Annotated in this window: 16 protein-coding genes and 1 pseudogene; 11 read left to right on the top strand and 6 right to left on the bottom strand. The window is 68.6% G+C overall.

Annotated features, from left to right (window positions below; genetic code table 11):
- Positions 1-228: 228 nt before the first annotated feature.
- From yajC to AVS7_RS15430, 4 genes are all read left to right on the top strand, one after another.
- Positions 229-561, top strand: coding sequence for a preprotein translocase subunit YajC (gene yajC / locus AVS7_RS15415; protein ID WP_024001654.1), 333 nt, complete (start codon positions 229-231; stop codon positions 559-561).
- A gap of 48 nt (positions 562-609) precedes the next feature.
- A complete protein-coding gene (gene secD / locus AVS7_RS15420; RefSeq protein ID WP_020229233.1) occupies positions 610-2,505 on the top strand; it encodes a protein translocase subunit SecD in 1,896 nt (631 codons plus the stop codon).
- A 12-nt stretch (positions 2,506-2,517) separates the two neighbouring features.
- Positions 2,518-3,471, top strand: a complete 954-nt coding sequence (gene secF / locus AVS7_RS15425) for a protein translocase subunit SecF (protein WP_020229234.1) — start codon at positions 2,518-2,520, stop codon at positions 3,469-3,471.
- A gap of 322 nt (positions 3,472-3,793) precedes the next feature.
- Positions 3,794-6,148 carry a DUF1631 family protein gene (locus tag AVS7_RS15430; RefSeq protein ID WP_020229235.1) on the top strand — a complete coding sequence of 785 codons (2,355 nt, stop codon included), beginning with the start codon at positions 3,794-3,796 and terminating at the stop codon, positions 6,146-6,148.
- A 55-nt stretch (positions 6,149-6,203) separates the two neighbouring features.
- Here AVS7_RS15430 and recX read toward each other — a convergent pair whose 3' ends face one another.
- The gene (recX, locus tag AVS7_RS15435; RefSeq protein WP_020229236.1) at positions 6,204-6,665 is read right to left on the bottom strand and encodes a recombination regulator RecX; all 462 of its coding nucleotides are present in this window, start codon (positions 6,663-6,665) and stop codon (positions 6,204-6,206) included.
- A gap of 54 nt (positions 6,666-6,719) precedes the next feature.
- On the bottom strand, positions 6,720-7,820 hold the full coding sequence (gene recA, locus AVS7_RS15440) for a recombinase RecA (RefSeq protein ID WP_020229237.1): 1,101 nt from the start codon (positions 7,818-7,820) through the stop codon (positions 6,720-6,722).
- Between the two features lie 110 nt (positions 7,821-7,930).
- Here recA and AVS7_RS15445 point away from each other — a divergent pair, with 110 nt between their 5' ends.
- The 3 genes from AVS7_RS15445 (at position 7,931) to AVS7_RS15455 (ending at position 11,193) form a co-directional block, all read left to right on the top strand.
- Positions 7,931-8,419 (top strand): MarR family winged helix-turn-helix transcriptional regulator, encoded by a 489-nt coding sequence (locus tag AVS7_RS15445; RefSeq protein WP_020229238.1) that lies wholly within the window; start codon positions 7,931-7,933, stop codon positions 8,417-8,419.
- A 329-nt stretch (positions 8,420-8,748) separates the two neighbouring features.
- Positions 8,749-9,423 (top strand): response regulator transcription factor, encoded by a 675-nt coding sequence (locus AVS7_RS15450; protein ID WP_020229239.1) that lies wholly within the window; start codon positions 8,749-8,751, stop codon positions 9,421-9,423.
- A 324-nt stretch (positions 9,424-9,747) separates the two neighbouring features.
- A complete protein-coding gene (locus AVS7_RS15455) occupies positions 9,748-11,193 on the top strand; it encodes a sensor histidine kinase (RefSeq protein ID WP_020229240.1) in 1,446 nt (481 codons plus the stop codon).
- Between the two features lie 67 nt (positions 11,194-11,260).
- Here the strand turns inward: AVS7_RS15455 and AVS7_RS23895 are convergent, their stop codons facing one another.
- Positions 11,261-11,617: a hypothetical protein gene (locus AVS7_RS23895; RefSeq protein WP_020229241.1), complete on the bottom strand. Its 357-nt coding sequence runs from the start codon at positions 11,615-11,617 to the stop codon at positions 11,261-11,263.
- Between the two features lie 48 nt (positions 11,618-11,665).
- Here AVS7_RS23895 and AVS7_RS24485 point away from each other — a divergent pair.
- Positions 11,666-12,709: pseudogene (locus AVS7_RS24485) on the top strand (ABC transporter substrate-binding protein).
- A 136-nt stretch (positions 12,710-12,845) separates the two neighbouring features.
- A complete protein-coding gene (locus tag AVS7_RS15470; protein WP_020229244.1) occupies positions 12,846-13,694 on the top strand; it encodes an N-formylglutamate amidohydrolase in 849 nt (282 codons plus the stop codon).
- 60 nt (positions 13,695-13,754) lie between these two features.
- On the opposite strand, the gene AVS7_RS15475 is transcribed toward AVS7_RS15470, so the two are convergent.
- Genes AVS7_RS15475 through AVS7_RS15485 form a run of 3 tightly spaced genes read right to left on the bottom strand, consistent with a single transcriptional unit; the run spans position 13,755 to position 15,801 of the window.
- A complete protein-coding gene (locus AVS7_RS15475; RefSeq protein ID WP_020229245.1) occupies positions 13,755-14,444 on the bottom strand; it encodes an SPOR domain-containing protein in 690 nt (229 codons plus the stop codon).
- Between the two features lie 2 nt (positions 14,445-14,446).
- The gene (locus tag AVS7_RS15480; RefSeq protein WP_020229246.1) at positions 14,447-15,274 is read right to left on the bottom strand and encodes a biotin--[acetyl-CoA-carboxylase] ligase; all 828 of its coding nucleotides are present in this window, start codon (positions 15,272-15,274) and stop codon (positions 14,447-14,449) included.
- Positions 15,271-15,801, bottom strand: a complete 531-nt coding sequence (locus AVS7_RS15485) for an SET domain-containing protein (protein ID WP_020229247.1) — start codon at positions 15,799-15,801, stop codon at positions 15,271-15,273. The genes AVS7_RS15480 and AVS7_RS15485 overlap by 4 nt, the downstream gene beginning before the upstream one ends.
- A 104-nt stretch (positions 15,802-15,905) precedes the next feature.
- Here AVS7_RS15485 and AVS7_RS15490 point away from each other — a divergent pair, with 104 nt between their 5' ends.
- Together AVS7_RS15490 and AVS7_RS15495 are read left to right on the top strand one after the other, a co-directional pair.
- Positions 15,906-18,806 carry a DNA topoisomerase III gene (locus tag AVS7_RS15490; protein WP_020229248.1) on the top strand — a complete coding sequence of 967 codons (2,901 nt, stop codon included), beginning with the start codon at positions 15,906-15,908 and terminating at the stop codon, positions 18,804-18,806.
- Between the two features lie 5 nt (positions 18,807-18,811).
- Complete coding sequence (locus tag AVS7_RS15495; protein WP_020229249.1) at positions 18,812-19,150, top strand: DUF4124 domain-containing protein; 339 nt, start codon at positions 18,812-18,814, stop codon at positions 19,148-19,150.
- Positions 19,151-19,499: the final 349 nt, after the last annotated feature.

The raw sequence follows: 19,499 nt of genomic DNA on the forward strand, positions 1-19,499 counted from the left end.
TCCGCATGGCAAACCCACTCCGTCAACGCGTTGGCCCACATACTACCAACACAGATTTGTGACAGAGCCTTTTTGTTCCCCATGTCGCGCCACCCGCTCCCCGGGTGCGCGCAGCGCCGGGGCAGACCCGTCCGTCGGCCCGCCGCATACAATGGCCGGCTCGCCGCCCGCAGGCCCCGGTGCCCCTGGCGGATATTCCTATTCCCACCTCTTCGTGGAGTCCTTCCCGTGTTGATTTCCCCTGCCTTTGCACAGACCGCTCCCGCCGCTGCCGCCGAGGGCGGCATGATGGCCTCGCTCACCGGCATGCTCCCGCTGGTGCTGATGTTCGTGGTGCTGTACTTCATCATGATCCGTCCCCAGATGAAGCGCCAGAAGGAGCACCGCGCCATGATCGAGGCCCTGGCCAAGGGCGACGAGGTGGCCACCGCCGGCGGCATCCTGGGCACCGTGACGCGCCTGTCCGAAGGCTACCTGCACCTGGAGATCGCCAACGGCGTGGAAGTGCAAGTGCAGCGCAGCGCCGTCGCCCAGGTGCTGCCCAAGGGCACGGTCAAGTAACTGCCCTCCTGGGCCGCACAGGCCCGCCGTTGTAGAAAAAGCGCGATCATGAACCGTTATCCGGTCTGGAAATACGCGATCCTGGTGATCGTGTTGCTCATCGGGGCCCTGTACACCCTGCCCAATTTCTTCGGCGAGGCGCCTGCCGTGCAGGTGTCGTCCGCCAAGGCCACGATCAAGGTCGACACCGCGGTGCAAAAGCGCGTCGAGGAAGCGCTGCAGGGCGCGGGCGTGGTGTCGGACTCGGTGGTGTTCGACGGCAACTCCGTGCGCGCGCGCTTCGACACGCCCGATACCCAGCTCAAGGCCAAGGACGCGATCGAGAAGGCGCTGATTCCGGACCCGTCCGACCCGCCCTACATCGTCGCGCTCAACCTCGTGTCGCGCTCGCCCGACTGGCTCACCGCGCTGCATGCGCGTCCCATGTACCTGGGCCTGGACCTGCGCGGCGGTGTGCACTTCATGCTGCAGGTGGACATGCAGGCGGCCCTCACCAAGAAGGCCGAGTCGTACGCGGGCGACCTGCGCACCGCGCTGCGCGAAAAGAACATCCGCCACGGCGGCATCGGCCGCGACGGTCAGGCGGTGGACATCCGCGTGCGCGACGAGGCCATGCTCACCGCCGCGCGCAACCTGATCGCCGACCAGTTCCCCGACCTGCAGGCCACGAGCAGCCCCGACGGCGACGGCATGCGCCTGCGCGCCTCCATCAAGCCCGAGGCGCTGCGCAAGGTGCAGGAGCAGGCGCTCAAGCAGAACATCACCACGCTGCACAACCGGATCAACGAACTCGGCGTGGCCGAGCCCGTGATCCAGCAGCAGGGCCTGGACCGCATCGTCGTGCAGCTGCCCGGCGTGCAGGACACGGCCAAGGCCAAGGACATCCTGGGCCGCACCGCCACGCTGGAAGTGCGCATGGTGGACGAGGGCACCGAGGCCCGCGCCGCCGAGATGGGCAGCGGCCCCGTGCCGTTCGGCTCCGAGAAGTACCTGGACCGCAACGGCCAGGCCGTGATCGTCAAGAAGCAGGTCGTGCTGACCGGCGAGAACCTCACCGACGCCCAGCCCGGCTTCGACGGCCAGACGCAGGAGCCCACCGTCAACCTGACGCTGGACGCCAAGGGCTCGCGCATCTTCAAGGACATCACGCGCGACAACGTGGGCAAGCGCATGGCCATCGTGCTGTTCGAGAAGGGCAAGGGCGAGGTGGTCACCGCGCCCGTGATCCGCTCCGAGATCGGCGGCGGCCGCGTGCAGATCTCCGGCCGCATGACCACCATGGAAGCCAACGACACGGCCCTGCTGCTGCGCGCAGGCTCGCTGGCCGCGCCCATGGAGATCATCGAGGAATACACCATCGGCCCCAGCCTGGGCGCCGACAACATCGAGCGCGGCATCCACTCCGTGGTCTGGGGCATGGCGGCCATCGCGGCCTTCATGTGCGTGTATTACATGCTGTTCGGCGTGTTCTCCACCGTGGCGCTGGGCGTGAACGTGCTGCTGCTCATCGCCATCCTGTCGATGCTGCAGGCCACGCTGACGCTGCCCGGCATCGCCGCCATGGCGCTGGCGCTGGGCGTGGCCATCGACTCCAACGTGCTGATCAACGAGCGCATCCGCGAGGAGCTGCGCGGCGGCGCCTCGCCGCAGGCGGCCATTGCGGCGGGCTATGAGCGCGCCTGGGCCACCATCCTGGACTCCAACGTCACCACCCTCATCGCGGGCCTGGCGCTGCTGGCCTTCGGCTCGGGCCCGGTGCGCGGCTTTGCGGTGGTGCACTGCATCGGCATCCTGACCAGCATGTTCTCGGCCGTGTTCTTCTCGCGTGGCCTGGTCAACCTCTGGTACGGCCGCAAGAAGAAGCTCAAGAGCGTGTCCATCGGACAGGTGTGGAAGCCCGAGGACGCATCCGAAATGCGCTCCGTGGCCGGCAAGGCTCAGTAAGGAAAGACGGTCATGGAATTCTTCCGCATCCGCAAGGACATTCCCTTCATGAAGTACGCGTTGGTCCTCAACGCGATCTCCTTCATCACCTTCGCGCTGGCCGTGTTCTTCCTCGTCACGCGGGGGCTGCATCTGTCGGTCGAATTCACGGGCGGCACCGTCATGGAAGTCGCCTACACCCAGACCGCCGACATCGGCAAGGTGCGCGACACGGTCTCGTCCCTGGGCTACGCCGACGTGACGGTGCAGAACTTCGGCACCTCGCGCGACGTGATGATCCGCCTGCCCGTGCAGAAGGGCGTGACCTCGGCGCAGCAGAGCGAGCAGGTGCTGACTGCGCTCAAGGCCGCCGACCCCGAAGTGGCGCTACGGCGCACCGAATTCGTCGGCCCGCAGGTCGGCGAGGAGCTGGTGCACGGCGGCCTGATGGCGCTGGGCATGGTGGTGCTGGGCATCGTGGTCTACCTGGCCTTCCGCTTCGAGTGGAAGTTCGGCGTGGCGGCGGTGATCGCCAACCTGCACGACGTGGTCATCATCCTGGGCTTCTTCGCGTTCTTCCAGTGGGAGTTCTCGCTGTCGGTGCTGGCCGGCGTGCTGGCCGTGCTGGGCTACTCGGTCAACGAATCGGTGGTGATCTTCGACCGGATCCGCGAGGCCTTCCGCAAATTCCGCAAGCTCTCCACGCCCGGGGTGATCGACCACGCCATCACCTCGACCATGAGCCGCACCATCATCACCCACGCCTCGACCGAGGCCATGGTGCTCTCGATGTTCTTCTTCGGCGGCCCCAGCCTGCACTACTTCGCGCTGGCGCTGACCATCGGCATCCTGTTCGGCATCTACTCCTCGGTGTTCGTGGCCGCGGCCATTGCCATGTGGCTGGGCGTCAAGCGCGAGGACCTGGTCAAGACCGGCACGCGTAAGGAAGGCGACCCGGGCGATCCGAACGCCGGCGCGGTGGTGTAAGAGCGTGTTTGTGGCCTTTTCATGGCGCCCGCAAGGCAGCAGGCAGCCGCAATCTAGGCGCCCTTCGCAGGCCATGCCGGTGGCCTGGACAAGGAGGGCAACGACGAGTGCGGCTGCCTGCTGCCTTGCCCGAAGGGTTGCCCCGCAAAGGCAGCATCTGCTGCGTTCCCCATCCTCGCCGCACGCCAGTGTGGCTTGCGGTGGGCGCCTTGCAGCTGCTGCCTTTGCGGGGCAACGGGCGCCATGAAAAGGCCATAAACACGCTCTGACGCGGGCGGCGGATGCGCCGCTGCATACGGGCTGCGGCTAATATCGAGGTCCCATGGATCCCCAGCCTTCCCCCCTTGCCCACCGGCGGCTTGCCCACCTGGCGCGCCAGCGGTTCGTGGACGGCCTGTGCGCCAGCCTGCCTGCGCTGGACAAGAAGATCCAGGATTTCCTGACCGAGCTCATGGGCCAGCCGGGCACGCAGCGCGACATGCAGCTGCGCCGCGATGCCTGGATGAGCTACCAGGCTCACCACAAGGGCTGGGTGGAGCGCACCGGCCGCGCCTGGCGCGAGAACCTGGCGCCGCCCACCACCACCTCGCGCGGCGCGCTGGCCTCGGGCGGGCTGGAGCTGCTCAGCGACGACGTGGTCGAGAACAAGATCCTCGCCTCGCGCATGGCGCTCACCGTGCTGGAGCACGTGGGCAACCCCTTCGACGAGGCGCGCAAGCGCACCGAGCACCTGGAAGGCCACGAGCTCGACAGCCGCGACATCCTGCGCCCCGAAACCCTCTGCCTGCGGCTCGTGGAGCAGTGGCTGGAGACAGGCCTGCAGCGCAGCGACCTGCAGTTCGTGCTCGATCCGCTGCAGCGCGAGCTGGCGGTGCTGGCGCTGGGGCACTACCAGGGGCTGGTCAAGCTGTACGACGAACACGGGGTGGCGGCATCCGACGACCTGCGCGCACGCGTGCGCCGCCCCGCCGCCACAGGCCCGGGCAGCGGGCCGGGTGCGCTGGCCGCGAAGGGCCCTTCCACTGGCGCCCCCGAGCCGGCGGGGCTCGCCTCGCAGGCGCTGCAGCAGTCGCGCGAGGCCATGGCGCGCCAGGCCGCGTTCCAGCCCACGATGGTGGCACCGTCCACGGGCTTCCATGCCCCCCTGCCGGGTGCGCGCCCAGGCATGGCCTTCGGCAACCCGCTCGTGCGGGCGCGCCAGCGCGCCCAGGGCGTGATGGTGCAGCTGCGCCGCCTGCTTACCCAGCCGACCACCGGCTACGACATGGTCAAGGCGCCGCCCGCGTCCGCCGCGCTGGCGCACGCGCTGGCGGCCCACCGCGTGCAGGCCGACACCTACTACAGCGGCATGGCCACCCTGGTGCAGGACTACAGCCCGCAGGCCGTGGTACAGGTGGCCAACGTGGTGCGCGAGCGCTCGGCGGAATTCAAGAAGAAGGCCAGTACGGCCAGCGAGAAGGCCATCATCGAGGTGGTGGCGCTGATGTTCCAGAGCATTCTGAGCGAGGACCGTATCCCGCCCTCGGTGCGCGTGTGGGTGGCACGGCTGCAGGTGCCGGTGCTGCGCGTGGCGCTGGCCGAGCCCGAATTCTTCAGCAACCTGACCCACCCCGCGCGCCAGCTCATCGACCGCATGGGCGCCTGCGTGCTGGGCTTCGACGCGAGCAGCATCAACGGCAGCGCGCTGGAGGCCGAGATCCGCCGCATCGTGCAGGTGATCGAGCAGTACCCCGAGACCGGGCGGCGCGTGTTCGAGCTGGTGCTGGGCGAGTTCGAGAAATTCCTCGCCAAATTCCTGACCGAGAAGCAGGGCACCTCGCGCATCGTCAGCGTGGCCCAGCAGGTGGAGCAGAAGGAAACGCTGGCCATCCAGTACACGATCGAGATGCGCACCATGCTCAAGGACATGCCGGTGCGCGACGAGATCCGCGAATTCCTCTTCAAGACCTGGGCCGAGGTGCTGGCCATGTCCGCCGTGCGCAACGGGGCGCAGCACGCCGACACCGTGGCCTACAAGCGCGCCGCGGCCGACCTGGTGTGGGCCGCCAGCGCCAAGCCCAACCGCGCCGACCGCGCCCAGGTCATCCAGAGCCTGCCGGCGCTGCTGCAGAGCCTGCGCCAGGGCCTGGCGCTGATTGGCGTGGCGGGCCAGGAGCAGGACGTGCTGATCAAGGGTCTGACCGACACGCTGGCCGACGCCTTCCTCTCCAAGACCGCTGCCATTCCGCAAGCCCACATCGACGCCATGGCCCGGCGCCTGGCGAACCTGGAGGACTACATCGGCGACGAGGCCATGGGCGACATGCCCCTGAACGCCGACAACATCGAGATGCTGCTGGGCATCGACGCCTCGTCCATCCACGTGATCGCCGACAACGGCGCGCCCGTGCAGGAGGAGATGGTGGCCTGGGCGCAGGAACTGCCGTGCGGCACGTGGTTCACGCTGGACCACAGCGGCGCCTCGGCCCAGGTGCAGTATGTCTGGCACAGCGAGCGCAAGCAGCTGCACCTGTTCGCCGCCATGGACGGCAGCAGCTACCTGATCCAGCTGCGGCGCCTGGGCGCCTACCTGCAGGCCGGCCTGCTGGTGGCGCAGGAGGAGGAAAGCCTCACGCTGCGGGCCACACGCGACGCGCTGACCAAGCTGGACGCCAATCCCGAAAGATTGCTGGGATAGACGCTCTTGAAATAAGAGCTGCTAACGCTTTTTGTATAAGCGCTAGAGCCTGATTTCATTCGAATTCTTCATCGCCGCCGCGCACCACTCGGCACACCACCTCGGCTGCGAACCCGCGCGCGGCCAGAAAGCGCATCTGGCGCGCGCGCTCCTGGGGTGTGGCGGGTGGCGGTGCGCTCCCGAAGCGCTGGCACCACACGGCGCGGGCGCGTTCCAGCTCGGTGCCGGCCAACTGCGCCGCCGTGGCGCGCACCAGGTCTTCATCCAGGCCCTTGGCGCGCAGCTCCTGCGCCACGCGCCGGGCACCGAAGCGCGCGGCGCGCTGGTGCACCACGGATTCGGCCACGCGCTGGGCGCTGACGAGGCCCTGCGCTTCCAGTGCATCCAGCAGCGCGGGAAGATCATCGCCTTCCTCCACGTGGCGCGCCAGCTTGGCCTGCAGTTCGCTGCGCGAGTGCTCGCGCTGCGCCAGCAGGCGCAGCGCGCGGGCCTTGAGCGAGAGCCGGGCGAAACCCATGTGCTATTGGCTTGATAACTGCCTACGCTTGCCTGCCAAGCGCTGTGCCGGATTTCAGGCCTCTTCGGCTTTCTCGGCCTTCTTGCCCCGGGTGGGCTTCTCGGCGGGGGGCGGGGCATCGCTCGTGGCGGCAGGGGCCGCCGCGGGCAGCAGGGCCACGCCCAGGCCTTCGCGCACCTTGTTCTCGATCTCGCGGGCGAGGGCAGGGTTCTCGCGCAGGAATTCGCGCGTGTTGTCGCGGCCCTGGCCGATCTTCTCGCCGTTGTAGGCGTACCAGGCGCCGCTCTTCTCGATGATGCGCGCCTCCACGCCCATGTCGATGATCTCCCCCTCGCGCGAGATGCCTTCGCCGAAGAGGATGTCGAACTCGGCCGTCTTGAACGGGGGCGAGACCTTGTTCTTGACCACCTTCACCTTGGTCTCGTTGCCGATGGCTTCGTCGCCCTTCTTGATGGTGCCGATGCGGCGGATGTCCAGGCGCACGCTGGCGTAGAACTTGAGTGCGTTGCCGCCGGTGGTGGTCTCGGGGCTGCCGAACATCACGCCGATCTTCATGCGGATCTGGTTGATGAAGATGACCATGCAGTTGGTCTTCTTGATGGTGGCGGTGAGCTTGCGCAGCGCCTGGCTCATCAGGCGGGCTTGCAGGCCGGGCAGGGCGTCGCCCATCTCTCCTTCGATTTCGGCCTTGGGCACGAGGGCGGCGACGGAGTCGATGACGATCAGGTCCACGGCGCCGGAGCGCACGAGGCTGTCCACGATCTCCAGCGCCTGTTCGCCGGTGTCGGGCTGGCTGATGAGCACGTCGTTGAGGTTCACGCCGAGCTTCTGGGCGTAGCTGGTGTCTAGCGCGTGTTCGGCGTCGATGAAGGCGCAGGTGCCGCCTTGCTTTTGCATCTCCGCCACGACCTGCAGCGTGAGCGTGGTCTTGCCCGAGGATTCGGGGCCGTAGATCTCGACCACCCGGCCGCGCGGCAGGCCGCCCACGCCCAGGGCCACGTCCAGGCCCAGCGAGCCGGTGGAGACGACCTGGATGTCCTCGATCTGCTCGCCCTCGCCCAGGCGCATGATCGTGCCCTTGCCGAACTGCTTCTCGATCTGGGCCAGGGCCGCGGCCAGGGCCTTGGCTTTTTCGGTGTTGGCGTTTGCGTCCATGGAGTGCTCCTTGTCTGGATTGAATGACAGTCTGTATGCCTGAACAGTAGTTTAGGGGCGGGTATTTTTAATTCCAATGATTTTTTAGACAGTTTGGCTGACAATTGGCCATGGACGACACCCCACTGCCCGACGACCGCTGGCGCCAGACACACCTGGGCCGGCTGCTGGGTCATGCCATGCGCCGTTTCGACGCCCGCGTGCTGCAGCTCATGGCGCGCAGCGCGGAGGTGCCGCTGGCCCTGTCCAACCTGGCGGCGCGCGACCAGGTGAGCGCGGCGCACATCCACATCACGCGCCACCTGTCGCTGCGCGGCGACCGCGTCACCGACCTGGCCGAGCGCGCCGGCATGGCCAAGCAGTCCATGGCCGACCTGGTCCAGCAATGCGAGGCCTGGGGGCTGGTCACGCGCGAGGCGGACCCGCACGACGCCCGCGCGCGCATCGTGCGCTTCACGCCCATGGGGCTGGCCTGGCTGGCCGCCTTCCGCGCCGCGGTGGCGCAGGCGGAGGCCGAGTTCCGCGCCGAGGTGGGCGCGGAGGTGGCCACCGTGGCGGCGCTCGGGCTGGAGGCCTATGCGGGTGGGGACACGGCCTAGGGCGTGCCATCCATCAAATCCCTCACGCGAGGGGCATGCGGGCGGTGCAGTGCTATGGCAGCGGTGAGTGCCGTGTAGCTCTGCTACACAAGCGAGCCGCAACGACGCAATGCGCCGCCCGCATGCCCCTCCCTGCGGGCTGGCCCCGCAATGGGGCGTCTGCTTTGTCGCACGGCTTGCCAATAGCTGCGGCTATTGGCTGCGCCGCGCTTCGCGCATCCATCCCCATTGCGGGGCCAGCGCGTGGGGGATTTGATGGATGACACGCCCTAGAATTTGAGGGACAGCAAGGCGTGCCCGCCGCGCCCATAACCAGGAGACACCCCGCCATGCGCATCCTCATCGCCGAAGACGACCAGGTGCTGGCCGACGGCCTGCTGCGCTCGCTGCGCGGCTCGGGCGCGGTGGTGGACCATGTGTCCAGCGGCACCGAGGTCGATGCTGCGCTCATGACCAACAACGAGTTCGACCTGCTCATCCTCGACCTGGGCCTGCCCAAGCTGCACGGGCTGGAGGTGCTCAAGCGCCTGCGCGGGCGCGGCTCGTCGCTGCCGGTGCTGATCCTCACGGCGGCCGACAGCGTGGAGGAGCGCGTCAAGGGCCTGGACTTCGGGGCCGACGACTACATGGCCAAGCCGTTCGCGCTCTCCGAGCTGGAGGCGCGCGTGCGCGCCCTCACGCGCCGCGGCATGGGCGGCGCGAGCAGCGCGATCCGCCACGGGCCGCTGGTGTACGACCAGGCCGGGCGCGTGGCCACCATCGACGGCAAGATGGTCGAGCTGTCCGCGCGCGAGCTGGGCCTGCTGGAGGTGCTGCTGCAGCGCGCCGGCCGCCTGGTGAGCAAAGAGCAGCTCGTCGAGCGCCTGTGCGAGTGGGGCGAGGAGGTGAGCAACAACGCCATCGAGGTCTACATCCACCGCCTGCGCAAGAAGATTGAGCGCGGGCCGATCCGCATCGCCACCGTGCGCGGGCTGGGCTATTGCCTGGAAAAGATCCCGGGTTGATGCTCATTAATTCATAGCTGCTGGCGCTTGTCATATAAGCGCTGGAGGCCTAGAGCGTGCTATGCACTTTTACGTACCCGCGTTGGCCCCAGAAGCAGGTGATCGCAAGGCGCAGCGCGCCGCCAAGGCTGCTGCCTTGGCAAGCGCTGCAACGCGGCGAGCGCCTGCTTCTGGGGTCAACCCTTCGGGAAAGCCGGGGAGAGGCCCGGCCACGTCGTTGCAAAGCGCTTGCGGTATCCATACCGCGGCGCCCTTTGCGCCTAGTTGCCGGGCCTCTCCCCGGCTTTCGCGGGCACGTAAAAGTGCATAGCACGCTCTAAACCCTTGAAAATCTTCCAGCGCGAGCAGCGCTCCCTCTTCGGCGAAATCCTCGACTGGATGCTCACGCCGCTGCTGCTGCTGTGGCCGGTGAGCCTGGCGCTGACCTGGCTGGTGGCCCAGGGCCTGGCCAACAAGCCCTTCGACCGCGCGCTCGAATACAACGCCCACGCGCTGGCCCAGCTCGTCACCGTGCAGGGCGGCAAGGTGCAGTTCAACCTGCCGCAGCCGGCCAGCGAGATCCTGCGCGCCGACGAGTCGGACATCGTCTACTACCAGGTGCTCTCGCCCACGGGCGCCTACCTCTCGGGCGAGCGCGACCTGCCGCCGCCTCCGCCCGAGGAGCGCACCTTCTCCGGCGAGGTGCGGCTGCGCGACGCCGAGCTGCGCGGTGTGGACATCCGCGTGGCCTATATCTGGGTGCGCGTGCCGCTGCCCGATGCCCCCGCGGCACTGGTGCAGGTGGCCGAGACGCGCTCCAAGCGCAGCGTGCTCGCCACCGAAATCATCAAAGGGGTGATGCTGCCGCAGTTCGTCATCCTGCCGCTGGCCGTGCTGCTGGTGTGGCTGGCGCTGGCGCGCGGCATCAAGCCGCTGCACCAGCTGGAGGAGCGCATCCGCGCGCGCAAGCCCGACGACCTCTCGCCGCTGGACCACAAGGCCGTGCCCATGGAGGTGGCGCCGCTGGTGGACTCGGTCAACGACCTGCTGCGCCGCCTGCACGAATCCATGGCCACGCAAAAGCGCTTCCTGGCCGACGCCGCGCACCAGCTCAAGACCCCGCTGGCCGGCCTGCGCATGCAGGCCGACCTGGCGCAGCGCGAGGGCACCAGCACCGACGAGCTCAAGCAGTCGCTCAAGCAGATCGGCCGCTCGTCCGTGCGCGCCACCCACACCGTCAACCAGCTCCTGGCGCTGGCGCGCGCCGAGGGCGGTAGCGCCGTGGTGCAGCGCCAGCCGCTGGACCTGGCACGCCTGGTCATCGAGGTGGTGCGCGACAGCGTGCCCCGCGCGATGGAGCGGCAGATCGACCTGGGCTACGACGGCGCGGAGCCCGGCGCACGCGGCGTGTGGGTGGACGGCAACCCCACCCTGCTCAAGGAGCTGGTGCGCAACCTGCTGGACAACGCCATCAACTACACCCCCTCCAACGGCAGCAACCCCGCCATGGTCACCACGCGCGTGCTGCCCGACACCTTCGGCCGCGTGGTGCTGCTGCAGGTCGAGGACACCGGCCCGGGTGTGCCCGAGGCCGAGCGCGAGTTGGTCTTCCAGCCCTTCTACCGCGCCCTGGGCACCGACGCCGACGGCTCCGGCCTGGGCCTGCCCATCGTGCGCGAGATCGCGCGCCAGCACGACGTGGAGGTGTTGCTGGAAGACGTTCACCCGGGCGCGGCCATGCCCGGCGCGCGCTTCAGCGTGCGCTTCGCGGCGCGCTCGGATGCTCCTTGAATGAGAGCTGCTCGCGCTTGATGGGCGGGCGCTGAAGGCCAATTCGGCTTGATCCCAGCCTGCGGGTTCAGTGGTCCAGCAGCGGATTGTCCACGCCGAGCGCGGGCGACGGCAGCGTGGCGTTGGTTGCGCGGAAGACGAACTTCTGCGCGACCTCGCGGGGGATGGGCGCGCCCGCCATGTAGAAGGTGCGCACCGCGCCCAGGGCGGTGAGGCTGCGCTCGCGCACTTCCTGGAGGATGTCCATCGCGTGCGTGGGCACGCCCATCATGTAGGTGGCGCCGGTCACCAGCACCCGCTCCAGCGCCACGGTGCCGATGTGGTGGCTCATGGGGCTGAGCGAGAGCACGACGCTGTCCGCCGTGTGCCCCCAGTCGGCGGCCAGCGCGCGGCCGTTGGCCAGCAGGGTGTTGTCGCTGTGCATCACGCCCTTGGGCAGGCCGGCGGCCCGGGTGGCGTCACCGCCGTGAAGATGGCGGTCCAGGATTTCGGGGGGACGGTGCTGGGCCGCCCCATCGAGGTCCTGAGCACGGACTACCAGAACAAGGTGGACATCACCTCGACCCGCGCCCGCGAATGGCTCGACCGGCAGAACGTCGAGATGATCATCGAATCCACCGACTCGGCTTCGGCCCTGGCGCTGCAGAAGCTGGGCGAGAGCAAGAAGAAGATCAGCATCTTCGCGGGCTCGGCCACGACCGAGCTCACGGGCAAGCAGTGCTCGCCCTATGGCATCCACTACGTCTACAACACCTACGCGCTGGCCAACGGCACCGCCCGCGCCATCGTGGACGAGGGCAAGAAGGACTGGTTCTTCATCACCGCCGACTATGCGTTCGGCCATGCGCTCGAGGCGAACGCGGCCAGCGTCGTCGAGGCGTCCGGCGGCAAGGTGCTGGGCAAGATCCGCCACCCGCTGTCGGCCTCCGACTTCGCCTCGTTCCTGCTGCAGGCCCAGGCGTCGAAGGCGCAGGTGATCGGGCTGGCCAACGCGGGGCGCGACACCCAGAACGCCGTGCGCCAGGCCCGGTAGTTCGGCTTCGGCAGCGGCAAGCAGGTGGTGGCGCCGCTGCTGATCTTCGACAGCGACCTCAAGGGCATGGGCCTGAACGCCTCGTAGGGCCTGCAGTTCACCACGGCGTTCTACTGGGACTACAACGACGAGACGCGCGCGTTCGGCAAGAAGTTCTACGGGCAGACCAAGATGATGCCCACGATGGTCCAGGCGGGCATGTACTCCGCCGTCATGCACTACCTGAAGGCGGTGCAGGCCGCGGGTACGGTAGAGGCCGACAAGGTCATGGAGAAAATGCGCGCGACGCCCGTCAACGACTTCTTCGCCAAGGACGGGCGCATCCTCGCCAACGGTCTCATGCTGCACGACATGTACCTGGCCGAGGCGAAGAAGCCCGCGGAGTCGAAGGGCGAGTGGGACCTGCTCAAGATCCTGCGGGTCATTCCCCGGGACCAGGCGTTCGAGCCGCTCGAAAAGAGCGCATGTCCCCTCAAGGGCTGACGCGCGAGACCTGCCTGCCCGCCCCGTCGCGCGGGCAGGGGCAGGGCTTTTCGCACGGCTGTGCGTGAAACCGAGAGGGTGCGCCGGGAGCTGCTTGCGCCAGAATCAGGGTCGATCGAATTCTGAGCATCTGCCCATGCAAGCCATGCTGACCCATATCCCAGGGCGCACGCCCCTGGTGCTGGATTCGCCGCACAGCGGCACCGTCTATCCCGAGGACTTCCGCTCCGCGCTGGCCTTGCCCGTGCTGCGGCGCGCCGAGGACACGCACGTCGAAAAGCTCTATGCCTTCGCGCCCGGCCTGGGCGTGGGCTGGGTGGAGGCGCACTTCCCGCGCATCTACCTGGACGCCAACCGCGACACCACCGAGCTGGACGAGACCCTGCTCGACGCCCCCTGGCCCGACCCCGTGACCACCGACCCTGTCGTGCTGCAGAAGGTGCGCCTGGGCAAGGGCCTGGTCTGGAAGTTCACCGACGAGGGCGAGCCCATCTACGACCGCCGGCTCGCCGTGGAAGAGGTGCGTGCGCGCATTGAGCGCTGCTGGCGCCCCTACCACGCGGCCGTGGCGGCCGAGATCGACGCGGCCCACGCGCGGCACGGCTACAGCATCCACATCAACTGCCACTCCATGCCCGCCGTGGCCGCCAGCCACGCCACCCTGCACCCCGGCCTGCACCATGCGGACTTCGTGATCGGCGACCGCGACGGCACCACGGCCGACCCGGCGCTCTCGCGCGTGGTCTGCGACTTCCTGCGCGCGCGGGGCTACCGCGTGGACTACAACCACCCCTACAAGGGGGTGGAACTGGTGCGCCGCTACGGCGATCCGGCACGGCACCGCCACGGCATCCAGATCGAGATCAACCGCAAGCTCTACATGGACGAGCAGACGCTGGAGATCCTGCCGGAGGGCTTCGCGCGGCTGCAGCGCGACTTGCAGGCGCTGGTGGAGCTGCTGCTCGCCATCGACCCGCGCGGCTGATGCTTCCGTATCGATAGCTGCCTGCGCTTGTCCAGCAAGCGCCGGAGGCTGATTTGGCTCTTAACCGCAGGCGCGCAGCGTCTTGCCCGCCAAGGCCGGCTGCAGCGCGTCGAGCCGCGGGCGCAGCGCGTCGCCCACGGCAGGCAGGCGCAGCGTGTAGCCGGGCGCGTCGGCCCGCTCCTGCACCACGCGGGCGGTGCGCACGCCCTGGCTGGCCAGTTGGCCCAAGCCGCGCTGGGCGGCCTCCTCGGTGGAAAACCGCCCCAGCGACAGGCCGGGCTCCAGCGCGGCGCCCGGGCGGTCGTAGCCGATCTTGAGCGCGCGCAGCTCGGCGCGCTTCTTGGCCACCGTCTCCTCGTCGGCGAAGCGGCCCATGTAGACCATCCAGCGGCCCGTGATGGGCGTGGCCTCCATCGCCCAGCTGCCCTCGGGCCACGGGGCCAGGGCGGCGCGCAGGGCGTCGGCCTGGCGGGCGTCGAACACGCCGGCCTGCAGGCAGGCCAGGGGCTCGGCGGAGGCCGCCGCGGCCGGGCTGGCCGGGGCAGCGGGGGCGCTCGCGGGCGGGGCCGGGGGCGTTTCCCGGCGCGCGGGTGGCACGATGCGCAGGTTGTCCGGCGCGATCTGCTGCTCCATGCGCTGCGGTTCGGACTCGCTCTCGGGCCCCAGGCCCCAGCCGCGCAGCAGGCCTTGCGACCAGGCGTAGTACCCGGCGTTGGCCAGCAGCAGGACGAGGACGGCGAGGCGCAGCATGTTCAGGCCGGCGTGGGGCGCACGCTGATGTCTGCGCTGGTGACGGCCTGCATGCCGCCGGCCGTGTGCACCAGCAGCGCGCCGTCTTCGCTCACGCCGTGGGCCGTGCCGTGCTGGCCGTTGCTCAAGGTGACGCCGCGGCCCAGCAGCAGGTCGCGCTGCGCAAAGCGCGCCTGGAAGGGCGCGAAGCCGTGCTCGGCGAAGCCCAGCAGCGTCTGCACCAGCGGCAGCGCCAGGCGCTGCAGGCTGCTGGCGGCGTTGAGGCTGGAGTCCACCTCGCGCAGGCAGGCGGGCGGGGTGGACAGATCCTGGGCGAGCACGGGCAGCACGTTCAGGCCGATGCCGATGACGACGTAGCGCGGCTCGCCGGGCGTGGCAGCGAAGCTGGCCGTCTCCACCAGGATGCCGCCGAGCTTGCGGCCATCGTCCAGCCACAGGTCGTTGGGCCACTTGAGCAGGATGCGCGGCTTGCCGCTGCCGGCGGCGGGCAGCACGGGCTGCAGGCTTTCGGCCACGCTCACGCCCACGGCGAGCGACAGGCCCGACCATTCGCGCGGCGCCAGGGGCAGCCCCAGCGAGAAGGTGAGGGCCGGCACCACGCCCGTGCCCTCGTAGGCGCCGGTGAGCCACTGGCGGCCCAGGCGGCCGCGCCCGGCGGTCTGCTCCTCGGCGATGAGCAGCGTGGGCTCCATGCGCCCGGCGCGCGCGCGGCGCATGAGCTCGGTGCTGGTGGAGTCGATGGAGGGCAGCACCTCCACCGTGAAGCCGGGCAGCAGCGGCGCGATGGCCTCCCACAGCGCCTCTGCCGGCCAGTGCGCGGCGGCGTTCATGCGCGGCCTCCCTTCGGGCCGGGCAGGGGCGGCCGCCAGCCGCGCTTGGGCGCCAGCAGCGTGCCCCGGCAGTTCTCGCTGCCGCACCAGCACGGGTATTCGGCCTTGAGCTTCGGGGTGTAGCGCTCCTCGATGATCAGGCCGTAGTCGTAGTTCAGCTCCTCGCCCGCGCGGATGTTGCGCAGCGCGGTGATGAAGATGCGGCCGTCCTGCTCGTCGGCGAAGCAGTTGGGGTCGCAGCTGTGGTTGATCCAGCGCGCGGAGTTGCCGCCGAACTTTGCGTCGATCACGCGGTCTTCATCCACGTGGAAGTAGAAGGTGTGGTTGGGCTGCGCGGGGTCGTGCGGGTGCCGGTCCTGGGCTTCCTGCCAGCTGATGACCTCGCCCGTGTACTCGATGACCACCTCGCCCTCGGCGATGTCCTGCACGGCGAATACGCCCTTGCCATGCACGCCCGAGCGCCGCGCCTGGATGCGCCGGCCGGGGGCTGCGGTGGGAACGGCGGGCGGAGCGGTGCGGCGGGGCATGGGGAAACTCTGTTAGTTTGAATATGCACACACATGCGTGCGCGTGCGCGCGTGAGAAGCGGATTGTAGAAGCGCCGTGACAGGCGAGATCGACCCACAAGAAAATGACCAAGACCCTGGTAATCGCAGAAAAGCCCTCGGTGGCGCAGGACATCGTGCGCGCCCTCACGCCCGTGGCGGGCAAGTTCGACAAGCACGACGAGTATTTCGAGAACGAGCAGTACGTCGTCACCAGCGCCGTGGGCCACCTGGTGGAGATCCAGGCACCGGAGGAATTCGACGTGAAGCGCGGCAAGTGGAGCTTCGCCCACCTGCCGGTGATCCCGCCGTATTTCGACCTGAAGCCCGTGGACAAGACCAAGGGCCGCCTGAACGCCGTCGTCAAGCTCGCCAAGCGCAAGGACGTGACCGACCTCGTGAACGCCTGCGACGCGGGGCGCGAGGGCGAGCTGATCTTCCGCCTCATCGAGCAGTACGCGGGCGGCGCCAAGCCCCTGGGCAAGCCCGTCAAGCGCCTGTGGCTGCAGAGCATGACGCCCCAGGCCATCCGCGACGGCTTCGCGCACCTGCGCAGCGACCAGCAGATGCAGGGCCTGGCCCACGCCGCGCGCAGCCGCAGCGAGGCCGACTGGCTCGTCGGCATCAACGGCACGCGGGCCATGACGGCGTTCAACTCGCGCGACGGCGGCTTCTTCCTCACCACCGTGGGCCGCGTGCAGACGCCCACGCTCTCGCTGGTGGTGGAGCGCGAGGAAAAGATCCGCAAGTTCGTCAGCCGCGACTACTGGGAAGTCCATGCGGGCTTCCACGCCGAGGCGGGCGAATACCTGGGCAAGTGGTTCGATCCGAAGTGGAAGAAGACCGACGACCCCGAAGGCCGCGCCGACCGCGTGTGGAACCTGCGCGAGGCCGAGGACATCGCCCACGCCGTGCGCGGCAAGGCCGCCACCGTCACCGAGGAAAGCAAGCCCACCACGCAGGCCTCGCCCCTGCTGTTCGACCTGACCAGCCTGCAGCGCGAGGCCAATGGCAAGTTCGGCTTCTCCGCCAAGACCACGCTGGCGCTGGCGCAAAGCCTGTACGAGCGCCACAAGGCCCTGACCTACCCGCGTACCGACTCGCGCGCGCTGCCTGAAGACTATTTGCCCGTGGCCAGGAACACCTTCGGCATGCTGGCCACCAGCGGCATGCGCCACCTTGCGCCCTACGCGCAGCAGGCGCTCGACGACAACTACGTGCGCCCCTCCAAGCGCATCTTCGACAACAGCAAGGTCAGCGACCACTTCGCCATCATTCCCACCACGCAGGCGCCCAGTGGCCTGTCGGATGCCGAGCAGAAGCTCTACGACCTCGTCGTGCGCCGCTTCATGGCCGTGTTCTTCCCCAGCGCCGAATACATGGTCACCACGCGCATCAGCCAGGTCGTGGGCCACTCGTTCAAGACCGAGGGCAAGGTGCTCGTCAAGCCTGGCTGGCTCGCCATCTACGGCAAGGAAGCGGCCAACGAGGTCGAAGACGGCAAGGCCGGCGACAAGGGCCAGCCGCTGGTGGCCGTGAAGCCCGGCGAGATGACGCACACCGAATTCGCCGAGGTCAAGTCGCTCAAGACCAAGCCTCCCGCGCGCTATTCCGAAGCCACGCTGCTCGGCGCCATGGAAAGCGCGGGCAAGCAGGTGGAGGACGAGGAACTGCGCAGCGCCATGCAGGAAAAAGGCCTGGGCACCCCCGCCACGCGCGCGGCCATCATCGAAGGGCTGCTCACCGAAAAGTACATGCTGCGCGAAGGCCGCGAGCTGATCCCCACCGCCAAGGCGTTCCAGCTCATGACGCTGCTGCGCGGCCTGCAGGTGGAAGAACTCTGCCGCGCCGACCTGACGGGCGAATGGGAATACAAGCTCGCGCAGATGGAAAAGGGGCAACTGAGCCGCGAAGCCTTCATGCAGCAGATCCAGGCCATGACCGAGAAACTGGTCAAGAAAGCCAAGGAATACGACCGCGACACCGTGCCCGGCGACTACGCGACGCTTTCCGCGCCTTGCCCCAACTGCGGCGGCGTGGTCAAGGAAAACTACCGCCGCTACGCCTGCACCGGCGCGGGCGGCAACGGCGAAGGCTGCGGCTTCTCGTTCACCAAGTCGCCCGCCGGGCGCACGTTTGAGACCACCGAGGCCGAGCAGCTCCTGCGCGAGCGCCGCATCGGCCCGCTGGAGGGCTTCCGCTCCAAGGCCGGCTGGCCCTTCACGGCCGAAGTCACCATCGCGCGCGACGAGGAAGCGGGCAACTACAAGCTCGAATTCGACTTCGGCGACGACCAGAACGAGGAATCGGGCGAGATCGTCGATTTCACCGGCCAGGAAAGCTTAGGAAGCTGCCCCGTCTGCGGCGCCCCCGTCTACGAGCACGGCGGCAACTACGTCTGCGCCAAGGCCGTGCCCACCGCGCAGCAGCCCACGCCGAGCTGCAACTTCAAGAGCGGCAAGATCATCCTGCAGCAGCCCGTGGAACCCGCGCAGATGAGGAAGCTGCTGGAGACGGGCAAGACCGACCTGCTCGACAAGTTCATCTCCAACCGCACGCGCCGCCCCTTCAAGGCCTTCCTGGCCTGGGACGCGGCGGCCGGCAAGGTCAACTTCGAGTTCGAGCAGCGCGAATCCAAATACCCCCCGCGCAAGACCGCCGCTGCTGCGAAAACAGGAGCTGCCAGCGCAGGCAAGGCAAGCGCTGCTGCCAAAAAAGCCGCCAAGCCCGCAGCCAAGAAGACTGCCACGCGCAAGCCCGCCGCCGGCAAGGCGCCCAGCGCGCAACTCGCCGCCGTGATCGGCGCCGAACCAGTGGCCCGCCCCGAGGCCGTCAAGAAGATGTGGGAATACATCAAGGCCCACAACCTGCAGGACCCCAAGGACAAGCGCACCATCCTCGCCGACGACAAGCTGCGCGCCGTCTTCGGCAAGGACAGCATCGGCATGTTCGAACTGGCCGGCGTGCTGGGGCAGCACCTGGGCTGAAGCCCATGCTGAGCCGGGGCGAGCGCATCTTCTGGGGCGGCTTGGCCGCCGCCGCTATCGCGGGCGGCGTGGCGGCCTGGTGGACCGCCGACCAGTGGACGCCCCACGCCGGCCCCTGGGCCGCGCAGCTATGGCGCAAGGCCACCCGCCCCGGCCCCGACACCCTGCCGCAGGGCAAGCGGGCGCCCGCAGCCCAGGGCGCGGCGGGCGCGGCATCGGAGCCCATCGCCCAGCCGCGCAAATGCGTCCAGGGCGGTCAGGTGACCTACACCGACCAGCCCTGCCCGCCGGGCAGCCGGGAGCTGGCGGTGGACGGGGCGGTTACCTCCTTGCCTGGCCGCTAGGCAGGTCCCTTACTGCTGGCAAGGAACAATCAGTGCACTATTGATAGCTGCTCGCGCTTGCTGCATAAGCGTTAGCGGCCATTTTGACTATCAATCCACCAGGCCGTTCCTGTGGATGAATCCCCGCCGCACCGGGGGTTTACGTCAGCTGGGTTTCAGCTTCGCTGCCTATAAAGTGTTTCTGGGTGAAACAAGTGGAGTAGGTGAGGGGCATGGCGACGTTGATTCCGTCCCTCGGCGCATGCGCATGGAGCCGGGCGAACGCAGGCTGGCCGAGGGGCGTGTCCGAATTTTTGTGTAAACGGGTCGGACTTCAATTGACGGAGATGCGGTCTCCGAACTGAATGGT

This window comes from Acidovorax sp. MR-S7, assembly GCF_000400995.2.
Lineage (GTDB): Bacteria > Pseudomonadota > Gammaproteobacteria > Burkholderiales > Burkholderiaceae_C > MR-S7.